Annotated in this window: 16 protein-coding genes and 1 tRNA gene; 10 read left to right on the forward strand and 7 right to left on the reverse strand. The window is 51.2% G+C overall.

What is annotated here, in order from left to right; genetic code table 11:
- Positions 1–98: 98 nt before the first annotated feature.
- From TU92_RS10080 to TU92_RS22450, 3 genes are all read right to left on the reverse strand, one after another.
- Entirely contained in the window at positions 99–560 is a 462-nt protein-coding gene (locus TU92_RS10080; protein ID WP_112166778.1) for a hypothetical protein, read from the reverse strand.
- 66 nt (positions 561–626) lie between these two features.
- Positions 627–908 (reverse strand): derepression protein, encoded by a 282-nt coding sequence (locus tag TU92_RS10085; protein WP_425272522.1) that lies wholly within the window; start codon positions 906–908, stop codon positions 627–629.
- The gene (locus tag TU92_RS22450) at positions 901–1,347 is read right to left on the reverse strand and encodes a host cell division inhibitor Icd-like protein (RefSeq protein ID WP_425272523.1); all 447 of its coding nucleotides are present in this window, start codon (positions 1,345–1,347) and stop codon (positions 901–903) included. The genes TU92_RS10085 and TU92_RS22450 overlap by 8 nt, the downstream gene beginning before the upstream one ends.
- Between TU92_RS22450 and TU92_RS10095 the strand changes: the two genes are divergently transcribed.
- Entirely contained in the window at positions 1,304–1,492 is a 189-nt protein-coding gene (locus TU92_RS10095) for a YlcI/YnfO family protein (protein WP_112166780.1), read from the forward strand. The two genes, TU92_RS22450 and TU92_RS10095, sit on opposite strands and share 44 nt — an antisense overlap.
- A gap of 116 nt (positions 1,493–1,608) precedes the next feature.
- On the opposite strand, the gene TU92_RS10100 is transcribed toward TU92_RS10095, so the two are convergent.
- The 4 genes from TU92_RS10100 to TU92_RS10115 all read right to left on the reverse strand — a co-directional run bounded on the left by TU92_RS10100 (position 1,609) and on the right by TU92_RS10115 (position 4,835).
- Positions 1,609–1,821 (reverse strand): helix-turn-helix transcriptional regulator, encoded by a 213-nt coding sequence (locus TU92_RS10100; RefSeq protein ID WP_112167381.1) that lies wholly within the window; start codon positions 1,819–1,821, stop codon positions 1,609–1,611.
- Between the two features lie 499 nt (positions 1,822–2,320).
- The gene (locus TU92_RS10105; protein ID WP_112166782.1) at positions 2,321–3,556 is read right to left on the reverse strand and encodes a tyrosine-type recombinase/integrase; all 1,236 of its coding nucleotides are present in this window, start codon (positions 3,554–3,556) and stop codon (positions 2,321–2,323) included.
- 176 nt (positions 3,557–3,732) lie between these two features.
- Positions 3,733–3,807: transfer RNA gene (locus TU92_RS10110), tRNA-Arg, on the reverse strand.
- A 110-nt stretch (positions 3,808–3,917) separates the two neighbouring features.
- A complete protein-coding gene (locus tag TU92_RS10115) occupies positions 3,918–4,835 on the reverse strand; it encodes a formate/nitrite transporter family protein (protein WP_112166784.1) in 918 nt (305 codons plus the stop codon).
- Positions 4,836–5,083: 248 nt separating this feature from the next.
- Between TU92_RS10115 and ccmA the strand changes: the two genes are divergently transcribed.
- From ccmA to ccmI, 9 genes are all read left to right on the forward strand, one after another.
- Positions 5,084–5,725, forward strand: a complete 642-nt coding sequence (gene ccmA / locus TU92_RS10120) for a cytochrome c biogenesis heme-transporting ATPase CcmA (protein WP_112166786.1) — start codon at positions 5,084–5,086, stop codon at positions 5,723–5,725.
- Between the two features lie 21 nt (positions 5,726–5,746).
- Positions 5,747–6,406 carry a heme exporter protein CcmB gene (ccmB, locus tag TU92_RS10125; protein ID WP_112166789.1) on the forward strand — a complete coding sequence of 220 codons (660 nt, stop codon included), beginning with the start codon at positions 5,747–5,749 and terminating at the stop codon, positions 6,404–6,406.
- Between the two features lie 216 nt (positions 6,407–6,622).
- Positions 6,623–7,360 carry a heme ABC transporter permease gene (locus TU92_RS10130; RefSeq protein WP_112166791.1) on the forward strand — a complete coding sequence of 246 codons (738 nt, stop codon included), beginning with the start codon at positions 6,623–6,625 and terminating at the stop codon, positions 7,358–7,360.
- A complete protein-coding gene (ccmD, locus tag TU92_RS10135) occupies positions 7,357–7,617 on the forward strand; it encodes a heme exporter protein CcmD (RefSeq protein WP_112166793.1) in 261 nt (86 codons plus the stop codon). The genes TU92_RS10130 and ccmD overlap by 4 nt, the downstream gene beginning before the upstream one ends.
- Complete coding sequence (gene ccmE, locus TU92_RS10140; protein ID WP_112166794.1) at positions 7,614–8,108, forward strand: cytochrome c maturation protein CcmE; 495 nt, start codon at positions 7,614–7,616, stop codon at positions 8,106–8,108. The genes ccmD and ccmE overlap by 4 nt, the downstream gene beginning before the upstream one ends.
- The gene (locus TU92_RS10145) at positions 8,105–10,075 is read left to right on the forward strand and encodes a heme lyase CcmF/NrfE family subunit (protein WP_112166796.1); all 1,971 of its coding nucleotides are present in this window, start codon (positions 8,105–8,107) and stop codon (positions 10,073–10,075) included. Before ccmE ends, TU92_RS10145 begins: the two co-directional genes overlap by 4 nt.
- Positions 10,072–10,623 carry a DsbE family thiol:disulfide interchange protein gene (locus TU92_RS10150; RefSeq protein ID WP_112166799.1) on the forward strand — a complete coding sequence of 184 codons (552 nt, stop codon included), beginning with the start codon at positions 10,072–10,074 and terminating at the stop codon, positions 10,621–10,623. The genes TU92_RS10145 and TU92_RS10150 overlap by 4 nt, the downstream gene beginning before the upstream one ends.
- The gene (locus TU92_RS10155) at positions 10,620–11,105 is read left to right on the forward strand and encodes a cytochrome c-type biogenesis protein (protein WP_112166801.1); all 486 of its coding nucleotides are present in this window, start codon (positions 10,620–10,622) and stop codon (positions 11,103–11,105) included. The genes TU92_RS10150 and TU92_RS10155 overlap by 4 nt, the downstream gene beginning before the upstream one ends.
- Positions 11,102–12,316 carry a c-type cytochrome biogenesis protein CcmI gene (ccmI, locus tag TU92_RS10160; protein ID WP_112166803.1) on the forward strand — a complete coding sequence of 405 codons (1,215 nt, stop codon included), beginning with the start codon at positions 11,102–11,104 and terminating at the stop codon, positions 12,314–12,316. Before TU92_RS10155 ends, ccmI begins: the two co-directional genes overlap by 4 nt.
- The last annotated feature ends 28 nt before the right edge of the window (positions 12,317–12,344 follow it).

Below are 12,344 nucleotides of genomic sequence, written 5' to 3' on the forward strand. Positions count from 1 at the left end.
CGCATACGGCGCTTTTTTATTGCTAATTTTCAAAAAAGAGGCGCAGATATACCCGAGAAAAATATTCCAGTATTGGCTTCCTGTTGCGTTTATGAGGGTTAAAGGAAGTTTAGGTAATGCTGACTGTCGTTATTTTCCCGCATTGCCGTCCAGTGAGAGAACCAGCCGGTATGCCTTCTCGTCCGCCCGACTTTGCTTTTGCTTAAATAGACGTAGTTCTCTTTTGGATACACATCAATATTCTCCTTGCGGTACGCCTGCAAAATGACGTTATTCATTATTTCTTTTAGCACGACGTGCCGGTTAGCAGGATCGCGTTTAAATGTATCAACCTTGATACAGGTGAATTCATTTATAAAACGACCCAGCGGCAACTTAATTACGCGCCCATCGTGCTCAATACGAATAACGATAGTATAACGGAGGTTGCTCGGGTTCCAGACGAGACCCGGACAGCGGTAGGGTGTTTCGTGAGGAATACCATCCTGCAAAATACCAATAACGGACACAACGATATTATTCAGGCAACATTTTTCATCAGGCTGTGGAAAATCGAACATGGAGTATCTCCCTGCTTGTTATCAGAACAAGAAAGTTAGTAATGAATACGGTGCGAATTAAATAAATTAGTTATGCAGGAAGTCTGTGCACAGCCCTTTGGCTTTTAACTCTTCCAGTACGAAACTGATATCTTCATTCAGATAGCTTAAAATATGCGGGATATAAAGTTGGTGAAGGCCATTAAGCTCCCGATGCATTAAGTCCCCACCGATATAATTCGATACAGCCTGAGAACGGCTTAGCTTGTGATAGGCCTCAAGGCTCAGATGTTCCTTTGGCATTTTACGACTACGGCGGCGTACAGAAACAGTGCAAGCAGGGGATTTAGTCTGCGTTTGTTTATGCATGTTTTGCCTCCTGTACGGGCAGGCGGCCAGCGAAAGACAAAACGAATTGACGAGTCAGTATTTGACGAGCAGTACGCTCATCGGGTGCCGTAACAGCTTCGCGATGTGGGCGATCATTACTGTCAGAGCGGCTAACTGCAAGAAACAGCCAATAATAGATAGCTGGTGAGTGTGTGTTAGTATTCATAGTAGTCATAGCGTAAATCTCGATTACGTTTTGATTAGACGCCTCGATAGTGGTTGCAAGCACATCGGGGCGTCGCTCGTTGTAGTACCGGATAACGATACTGTGCGCACAGTATGTTTCCATGTGTGCGCACATGTCAACTCTTACATTTTGACTTTCTTTGTTGTATTGTGTGCGCACATGAATATCACTATTTTGAGGTGCATAAGTGTCTAGTGGTAACACCAACAATAAATCAGCCAAAAAGAACATTCGTTTTCCCCACGAATTGATTGAAGAAGTTGATGCAAGTGTCGAGCGAGAAAAAAATAAAAATCCCAGTGCTAATTTTTCATCTTGGGTTTTAGACGCTTGTGAGCGAAAGCTTAAAATAGAGCTAAGTAAAAACAACCAGTAATTCAATGTTAATGATTTAATCAAGTACTTTTCATAGAAATACTATTCTGAATTTTAATTTTTTCAGTTAAGCTCTGATTTTTAAATACCTCTCGATTTAATTTGTAGGGAGGTTTTTTACATGTAACGCTGCATTTTTTGATTTTCAATCCACTCATCTATTTCTTTCTCAATCCATGCCACAGTACGTATCCCTGTTTTAATTTGTTTTGGGAATAGATTGCATTTTATGTCCTCGTATATACGTGTTCTTGATTTACCTGTTCTTTCGATCACTTTGGGTAAGCGAATCAGTTTGCTCGGAAAGTCGGTTTGAGGTTGTGTGTACATGATCAATCTCCAAATTTCTGCTATTAATTTATTCATGTTTGGTAAGCTACGGTTGCTTACGGGACGTAAAAATAATAAACAAATTAGGGCTAGTTTGTAAAATTGCTGATAAAAAGACAGAGTTGACAAATGTTATTAATAAACAAAGTCAGAAAATAAGCCACTGTAAGCAGCTAGATGGTTCTAGAAGGTTTTAGAGCGGTTTCGAAAAAAATGAATTGGATAGTTGTGAACAAGGAAAAGAGGGGGGACTGGCTTTAATATGAGCAAATGGGTGATGGCAAGTGATAATTAATGGTTAATTTTGTGATGTCGATCACAAAATTGTGGCGATTATTTTGAGTCTATAACTTAAGTAGACGCTGCTTTAAATTTTTATATTAATTTTCAATCGGTTATGGCTTAAAGGCTCCTAGTGTAAAAAATAAATAAGATAAATATCTGTTTTTAATAGAGAATTTTAAAAACGTGTCCACATAATGTCCACGCCTTAAAGCTGCTATTTTCTTCCCCATACAAATGCATAGGGGGGGATAAACTCCTCTCTACATGCATCAAGGTAATCTGCCCACCATTGCAGCATTGGCCTACGTTCTTCCATATGCTCCGCTTTATGAATGTAAGCAGCTCGGACGCTGTTCCTTTCCTGATGGCTCATTTGACGTTCCACGGCGTCGCGCGACCATCTGCCTGATTCAATCAATGCGCTACATGCCATTGCCCTGAATCCATGACCACAAATTTCTATTTTTGTATCGAAACCCATCGTGCGTAAAGCTTTATTAATCGTATTCTCGCTCATAGGCTTATGTTGGTAATGATCTCCGGGAAACATTAACACTTCATCACCAGAGATTGCCTCAAGCTCTTCTATAAGCATCAGAGCCTGACTTGAAAGAGGAATTAAGTGAGGCATTTTCATTTTGCTTCCACGATAAGAGAAGCGCACTTTTTCCAATTCTTCACGGTTCGCTGGAATTTCCCATATACGATGCTCTTTGTTAATTTCAGCCCATCTCGAAAATCTTAGTTCGCTTGAGCGAATGAAAATCAGCAGGTTTAATTTAACGGCAATTTTGGTCAAATTACGGCCACTATAACTGTCGATTTTTTGCAATAGTTCAGGGATTCTTTCAAGTGGCAAAGCAGGCCGGTGCTGCGACTTATGGGTTTCAATCGCTCCAGTCAGCTCTTGTGCCGGATTGTATTTAATAAGACCACTCTGTACTGCATATCTCATTATTGAAGTCGTGCGTTGCTGTAAACGAGAGGCTAATTCATGTTTCCCAGTTTCTTCAATTGCTCTGAGAGGAGCTAAAAGGTCTTGAGTGGTTAACAGATCTATCGCTTTACTGCCGATTTCAGGGAAAAGATGAGTCTCGAAGGCTCGCATGACATTAAGAGAGTGTAGGGAAGACCAAGTTTTCTTTCTGGCATGCCACTGCCGCGCAATCTCTTCAAACGAGGCGATTTCTTCTTTTTCTGCATGCAAAGGATCGATCCCTTGAGACAAACTTTTCAGAAATTCATCCCGAGCTTTCCTTGCTTCTGCAAGTGTCATTATTGGGTACATGCCTAAAGCTCGAGTGGTGTCCTTCCCGTTAATAGTGCGTCTGAAGCGCCAATACTTCGAACCATTAGAATGCACCAGAAGATATAACCCATTGGAATCACTGAGTTTATAAGGTTTATCTTTTGGCTTCGAGCTCCTGATGCCTGTATCAGTTAATGGCATGAAATTTCCTTAGTTCGACGGGTACAAATTTTATCGAACCAATTATACCCGTATTTATACCCAAGAAAAAATGGGCTGTAGTGGGTTTATATGGGATTGAATGGGATGATGTTTCTATTTTACTTTCTGATTTTACTAGGTTTTTGTACTTGGCGGGATGTCGTGGAAAGTGGTTATGGTGTCCCCTACAGGAATCGAACCTGTAACTAGCCCTTAGGAGGGGCTTGTTATATCCGTTTAACTAAGGAGACACGGGCGCCTGTGGAAAGCGCCCGCGTAGTATACTCGTTTTTCTCTCAATAATAAGGCGTTAGACTGCCGTTTGGTCGTTTCCTCGCCAGTCTTGCCGTTTTACCGGTTTCTAAGGCTTCGCGGCCTCTTTCTTTGCGGCTTCCTGTTCCTCTTTTTTGGCTTTGGCTTTCTTCTGGTTGCTCATGTCGTTGCGGATCTGCGCGTGACTTATCAGCGCGAAGATAAAGGTCCCGCCGGCGATGTTGCCTGCCAGCGTCGGCAGGGCAAACGGCCAGATGAATTCATACCAGGGAATTGCGCCGGAGAAGACCAGATAGAGAACTTCCACCGAGCCGACCACGATGTGCGTCAGGTCACCGATCGCCACCATATAGGTCATCAGCATGATCACCCACAGTTTGGCCGTACCGGCTGACGGGATCATCCAGACCATCGTGGCGATTAGCCACCCGGAAACCATGCCGCCAACGAACATCGCTCCCGGCCCTTTCTCCATGATCTCCATGCTGATGGTGCGAAACGCTTTGTCAGTGTCCGAATCAAAGAACGGCACCAGATGGAAAGCCAGCGCTGCAATCCCGCAGCCGATGATATTTCCCCCAAGCACTAATCCCCATAGCCGCAAGAGAAGCAGGATGTTCTTACCGGTCAGTTTTTGCATTACCGGCAATACGGCAGTGACAGTGTTCTCGGTAAACAGTTGCTGACGCGCCATGATGACAATTATGAACCCGACGGTATAACCAATGTTCTCGATGAAAAATCGCTCCGGCGTGTCGGGCAGACGGGCGTGCAGGATGCCTTTCGCCATCAACGACGCGCTGATCGAAAGCCCGGCGGCAATGGCTGACCACAGTAAAGCCTGTCCGTCACGATCCAGCTCTTTTTCACCTTCCATGCGGATAACTTCATGCACGGCTGCGGCTTTGGAGGGTAAATTTTCCTCACCGGTCTCGATCTCTTTGCCTTGTGAGTGCTCGTCGCTGTCGACGTCGCTGGTGTCCTGTTTTTTCTTTTCTTCGTTCATGGGTAATCCTTCGGTGTGCCGCAAGGCGGCTTTTAAAGTGTTCACGGATAAGCATAGGCGAGGCGTGGGATTTATGAAGAGGTATACCGAAAAGTTACAAATCATTAACCCATGAACCTTATGGGTCATTTTGAAGAATAGCTGCTGGATTTCAGGGATTTCAGCCATGTAAACTGTGGCACCTTGCGCTGCGTCGCGCCTGACGCCTGTGATATGATGCGCACTTGTGAAAAATAAGAGACATCCTCATGTTTGAAGCCCTAAATCTGAGTTGCGTTCGCGATGAGCGAACCCTGTTCAGTGGCTTAAGTTTCACTGTCGAACCGGCTGAAATGGTGCAAATTGAGGGCCGCAACGGCGCCGGTAAAACCAGCTTATTACGCATTCTCGCCGGCCTTTCCTCACCGGACGGCGGTGAAGTTCGCTGGCAGGGCGTGAACACCCGCCGCCAGCGTGATGTTTTTCATCAGCAGCTTCTGTATCTCGGCCATCAGCCCGGCGTAAAGTCAGTACTTACTGCGTTTGAGAACCTTGCTTTCTATCAGTCTGTGAACCGCCAGTCCGTTAACCGCAAAGGTGACGCTGATGCCATCTATCAGGCGCTGGAAAATGTCGGATTGCCGGGTTACGAGGATGTCACGGTCGCACAGATGTCCGCCGGGCAGCAGCGACGTGTGGCGCTGGCGCGTTTGTGGCTGAGCGATGCGCCGTTGTGGATCCTCGACGAGCCGCTGACCGCGATAGATAAAGAAGGCGTGGCGACACTGATTGCGCTGTTTGAACAGCACACACAGCAGGGCGGTATGGTGCTGCTGACCACGCATCAGGATTTGCAGGGCATGAGCCGCGACGTGCGAAAACTCCGTCTGACCAGTGAAGCGCTGGCGTGACGTGAAAGGAAATGAGACGGAATGTTGACTAAAGTCCTGCGCCGCGAGCTAAAAATTGCCTTTCGCAAAAGCGCCGAAATTATTAACCCGCTGTGGTTTTTCCTGATTGTTATTACCCTGTTTCCGTTAGGCATTGGCCCGGAACCCAAACTGCTGGCGCGCATCGCGCCGGGGATTGTCTGGGTCGCTGCACTGCTGTCTTCGCTGCTGGCGCTGGAAAGGTTATTCCGCGATGACTATCTCGACGGCACGCTCGAACAGCTGCTGTTATTGCCTTCGCCGCTGGCACTCACGGTTCTGGGGAAAGTGTGTGCTCACTGGGTGGTGACCGGTTTGCCGTTGCTTGTCCTCTCGCCGCTCATCGCGTTACTGCTTTCACTGGATTTTGAAACGTGGAAAGCCGTGGCACTGACCCTTTTATTGGGTACGCCGACGCTGAGTTTTATCGGTGCGATTGGCGTGGCGCTGACCGTCGGGCTGCGCAAGGGCGGCGTGTTGCTGAGCCTGCTGGTGCTGCCGCTGTATATTCCGGTGCTGATTTTTGCCACCGGCGCAATTGATGCGGCGTCGATGTCGATGCCTATTGATGGCTATCTGGCTATTCTGGGCGCAATGCTGGCGGGCAGTGCGACGTTAGCGCCCTTTGCCACGGCGGTGGCGTTAAGAGTGAGCGTCCACTGACAAATGTGTCAGTTTGCCGCGCAGAGCGTAATTATTTTACCTGTCGTTACAATACGGAAGAAAAATCGCAACCTTTGACTAACATCACATTTCTCTATGCGTAAAAATAGAGAGATTGCTAAGTAAGTGCGGAAGATTCGTGTCTGACCGCGCAAGAGCCCGATGAGGCTCCACGGCAACCCACACAGTGACATTTTAGAGTGAGCAACGATAACAATGTGGAAATGGTTACATCAACTCGCAAGGCCGGAACGGCTTTACCACGTCTGCGGGCGATTTATTCCGTGGCTCGGGCTGCTCGGTCTCGCCTGCCTGCTGATTGGCTGGGTCTGGGGATTTGGCTATGCGCCGCCGGATTACCAACAGGGTAACAGTTACCGGATTATGTATATTCATGTCCCGGCGGCGATCTGGTCGATGGGCATTTACAGCGCGATGGCGGTCGCGGCATTTATCGGCCTGATATGGCAGATGAAAATGTCCGATCTGGCGGTGGCGGCGATGGCGCCGGTCGGGGCGGTCTTCACCTTTATCGCGCTGGTTACCGGCTCCGCCTGGGGCAAACCGATGTGGGGAACCTGGTGGGTGTGGGACGCGCGTCTGACGTCTGAACTGGTGTTGCTGTTTCTCTATCTCGGCGTGATCGCCCTGTATAACGCGTTTGATGACCGCCGTCTAGCCGGTCGCGCGGCCGGTATTCTGGTGATGGTCGGCGTGGTGAATATTCCTATCATTCATTACTCCGTACAGTGGTGGAACACCCTGCATCAGGGGTCCACCAACATGCAGCAAACCATCGATCCGAGTATGCGCTATCCGCTCCGCTGGGCGATTTTCGGTTATCTGTTCTTCTTCATTACCCTGACGCTGATGCGTTTACGTAACCTGATCCTCGTTCAGGAACGTCTGCGTCCGTGGGTAGCTGGCCTGCTGAATAAGGAGCGCCGCGGATGAGCCCTGCATTCTCAAGCTGGCACGATTTCTTTGCGATGGGCGGCTATGCGTTTTACGTCTGGCTCTCCGTGGCCGTCACCCTGATTTCGCTGCTCGCGCTGGTGGCGCACACATTTGTGCAGCATCGGCAGATCCTCGGTGAAGTCCGCCGTCGTCAGGCGCGCGAAAAACGCATTATTCAGTCTCAGTCTAAAAAACAGCAAGGCGCCCAGACGTCAGCGCTGGAACCGGACACCTCCCCGGAGAAGTTATTGTGAATCCACGTCGTAAAAAGCGCCTGACGCTGGCGCTGCTGGTGCTGGCCGGTCTCGGCCTGAGCATCACGCTGGTGATGTACGCGCTGCGCTCCAATATTGATTTGTTCTACACCCCGAGTGAAATTCTGCAAGGTAAAGGTGAAAACCACGAAATGCCGGAAGTTGGCCAGCGGCTGCGTATCGGCGGCATGGTGATGCCGGGTTCGGTGAAACGTGACCCGAAAAGTTTGCAGGTGAGTTTTAAAATTTACGATGCGCGCGGCGCGATTGCGGTGACCTACAACGGCATTCTGCCGGACCTGTTCCGTGAAGGGCAGGGCGTGGTGGCGCAGGGCGTGATGGAGCCGGGCAACGTGGTCAACGCCATTCAGGTGCTGGCAAAACACGATGAAAAATATGTGCCGCCGGAAGTTGCCGACGCCATGAAAGAAAACCACAAAGGACCGGCGTCGGCCTACGTGGGTAATGATAAAGGAAACGATCGCTCATGATGCCGGAACTGGGAACATTTGCACTTTGTCTGGCGTTAGGTCTGGCGGTGTTGCTGAGTATTTATCCGCAGTGGGGGGCCGCGCGGCAGGACAGCCGGATGATGGCGATGGCGCGCCCGCTGGCTTACGGCATGTTCGCCTGTATCGCGCTGGCGTTCATTATTCTGGTTCACGCATTTGTGGTGAATGATTTTACCGTCGCTTACGTGGCTAACAATTCCAATACCCACTTGCCGGTGTATTACCGCGTGGCGGCAACGTGGGGGGCGCACGAAGGTTCCTTGCTGCTGTGGGTGTTGTTGCTGAGTTGCTGGACGCTTGCCGTTGCGCTGTTCAGCCGACAGATGCCGCAGGATGCCATCGCGCGCGTGCTGGCGGTGATGGGCATGATCACCGGCGGCTTCCTGCTGTTTATCCTGCTGACGTCCAATCCGTTTATCCGCTCTTTGCCGAATTTCCCGGTCGACGGGAGTGATCTCAACCCGGTCTTGCAAGATATTGGCCTGATTTTTCATCCGCCATTGCTGTACATGGGATATGTCGGTTTCTCCGTTGCCTTCGCGTTTGCGATTGCCTCGCTGATGGCCGGACGTCTCGATACCGCGTGGGCGCGCTGGTCGCGTCCGTGGACGCAGGCCGCATGGGTGTTCCTGACTATCGGCATCGTGCTGGGTTCTGCCTGGGCGTATTACGAATTAGGCTGGGGCGGCTGGTGGTTCTGGGATCCGGTGGAAAATGCTTCCTTTATGCCGTGGCTGGCAGGAACGGCGTTGATCCACTCCCTCGCCGTGACCGAAAAACGCGGTACGTTCAAAGCCTGGACGGTACTGCTCGCGATCACCGCCTTCTCGCTGTGCCTGCTCGGCACGTTCCTCGTACGCTCCGGCGTGCTGGTGTCGGTTCACTCGTTTGCCTCCGATCCGGCGCGCGGCATGTTTATTCTGGCGTATCTGGTGATCGTCATCGGCGGCTCGCTGCTGCTGTATGCCATTAAAGGGAATTCGGTGCGGGCACCAAGCCGTCACGAGCTACATTCGCGTGAAAGCTACTTGCTCAGCAACAACGTGCTGCTGGTTGCCGCCATGCTGGTGGTGTTGCTCGGCACGCTGCTGCCGCTTATTCATAAGCAACTGGGCATGGGCAGTATTTCCATCGGTGAACCTTTCTTCAATACGATGTTTACCTGGCTGATGGCGCCGCTGGCGCTGCTGCTGGGTATCGGTCCGCTGGTGCGTTGGCGTCGCGATGAGCCAAGCAAGCTGTGGCGTCGTCTGGGCGTGGCGCTGGTGATTACGCTGATCCTGTCGATTCTGCTGCCGTGGCTGTTGCAGGACAAAATCGTTGGGATGACCGTTGTTGGCCTGCTGATGTCAGTGTGGGTGATTGTGCTGACGCTGATGGAATTACATGAGCGCGCCACGCATCGCCATACTTTCTGGCGCGGCCTGACCAAACTGTCGCGCAGCCACTGGGGCATGGTGCTCGGACATCTCGGCGTGGCGGTGACGGTAATTGGAATCGCATTTAGCCAGAACTACAGCGTTGAGCGTGATGTGCGTATGAAAGCCGGCGATACGGTGGATATCCATGATTATCACTTTATCTTCCGCGACGTTCGCGACATTACTGGCCCGAATTACACCGGCGGCGAAGCCAATATCGATGTCGAACAAAACGGCAAAAAAATCACCACGCTGCACGCCGAAAAACGCTTCTACAGCGTGGCGCGCAGCATGATGACCGAAGCGGCGATCGACGGCAATCTGGCACGGGATCTGTATGCGGCGCTGGGTGAAGAGATGGACGATGGTTCGTGGGCAGTGCGTTTGTACTACAAACCGTTCGTGCGCTGGATCTGGCTGGGCGGCATCTTCATGGCGGTCGGCGGCGTGCTCTGTATTCTCGATCCGCGCTACCGGATGAGCAAGAAACTCAAGAAACAAGGTAAAGCGGAGGCTGAAGTATGAACCGTAAACTCCTCTTTATTCCGCTGTTCCTGTTTCTGGCGCTGGCGGCAGCTTTTTTAGTTCAGCTGACGCGAAACGCCAACGGCGATGATCCGACGCTGCTCGAATCAGCCTTGATCGGTAAACCGGTGCCGGTGTTTAAGCTCGAATCGCTGGCCGAAGCCGGGAAAACCTACGATCAGTCGGTGCTGCGCGACGGTAAACCGCTGCTGCTCAACGTCTGGGCGACGTGGTGCCCGACCTGCCGCGCCGAGCATGATTATCTGAACCGGCTTGCCGCCACCGGTGTGCGCGTGGTCGGGCTTAATTACAAAGACGATCGCCAGAAAGCGGTGAACTGGCTGAACACGCTGGGCAATCCTTACATGCTGAGTTTGTACGACGGCGACGGCATGCTTGGATTAGATCTCGGAGTGTACGGCGCACCGGAAACCTTCCTGATCGACGGGCAGGGCATCATTCGCTATCGCCATGCCGGTGACTTAAATGAGAAAGTCTGGCAAACCGAAGTCTTGCCGCTGTACAAGAAATACGGAGGTGGCGCATGAGACTGTTTTCGTCACTGCCCGCGTTACTGCTCGGCATGTTGCTGAGCGTCAGCGCATTTGCAGCCATCGACACTTATCAGTTCAAATCGCCGGAGCAGGAACAGGCATACCGCGACATTACCGCGCAGCTGCGTTGTCCGAAATGCCAGAACACCAATATTGCGGCGTCGGATTCGATCATCGCCGCTGACATGCGCACCAAGGTATTTCAGCTGCTTAATGAAGGACAAAATCGCCAGCAGATCGTCGCCTATATGGTGGCACGTTACGGTAATTTCGTGACGTACGAACCGCCGGTTACGCCATCTACCCTGATTCTTTGGCTGGGACCGGTGCTGGTGGTGATTATCGGCGGTGGAATGATTTTCATGCGTTCGCGCCGCGGGTCTGTAAACACCAAAACCGCCGCAGAAGAAATGTCAGAACAAGAAAAACAGCGCCTGGCGCAGTTACTTAAAGACAGCGACAGGAAAGGATCATGAGTATTTTTTGGCTGTGTATTGGGGTGATGCTGGTTATCGCACTGGCGCTGTTTATCGTGCCGGTGATCCGCGGTGACCGCAGCGAACACACGTCGCGGGATGCGCTAAATAAGGCGTTTTATCATCACCGTTTGAGTGAGCTGGAAGACGACGAAGCGCAGGGCGTGGTGGATGAGCGTCCGGCACATATTCAGGAATTGCAGGAAAACTTGCTGACCGATATTCCGGCCGGACAAACGCCCGCGCCGGTGCAGCCGATTGGCCGCTGGACGCTGGTACCGGGCGCGATTTTGCTGGTGGTTATCACGCTCGGCGTTTATCTGTACGCCGGTGGTCTGGGGCAGGTCAGCGCATGGAATCAGGTCATGGAACGTATGCCCGATTTGCGCCAACGCATTGCCAGCGACAAGGGCGCGCCGCTGACTGCAATGGATGTGCAGGATTTAGGTCTGGGGCTGCGCACCGATTTACAGGCGGATCCGAAAAATGTGCAGGACTGGGTGATGCTGGGCCGCGTCGGTATGGCGCTCAATAATGGCGCGACGGCAACGCAGGCCTACGCTCATGCCTGGGAACTTTCGCCGGATGATGTGGCGGTAAAACTGGGTTATGCCGAAGTGTTAACCCGCTCAGCGGATCCGCAGGATAACCTTACCGGCGGAAATCTCCTGCGCGGTATGCTGGAAAAATCTCAGGGCGACCTGCGTGTATTAAGCCTGCTGGCCTATAATGAATATGAGCAAGGTCACTATCCGCAAGCGATTGGCGCGTGGGAAGTTATGCTGAAAATTCTGCCTGCCGGTGACAAGCGTGTTGAGATGGTGCAGGCCAGTATCCAACAGGCGAAACAAAAGTCCGGTGCCGATCAGGCCAAACTGGCGGTGAATGTTTCGCTGTCAGAGGACGCGGCGAAACATATTCCGCCGGATGGCACGGTCTTTATTTCCGTGACAGATGGCAGCAGCCCGGTTCCGGTGGCAGTGAAAAAACTGCCGCTGAGTCGCTTCCCGCTGGCAATCACGGTAGATGACAGCAACGCAATGATGCCGGAACGCTTGCTTTCTTCGCTGCAAAAATTAAAAGTACGCGTTCGTATTTCACGAAATGGTCTGGCAACACCAGCCACCGGTGACTGGTACGGCGACAGTCCGCTGACAGATTTTGCCGGTAACGGTCAGGTCAGCATTGAGATTAATCAGCAGGTTCCGTAATCAGAGAGCCGAAGATCAATAACAGGGA

The sequence above is a fragment of the Rahnella inusitata genome, assembly GCF_003263515.1.
In the GTDB taxonomy this organism is placed as follows: domain Bacteria; phylum Pseudomonadota; class Gammaproteobacteria; order Enterobacterales; family Enterobacteriaceae; genus Rahnella; species Rahnella inusitata.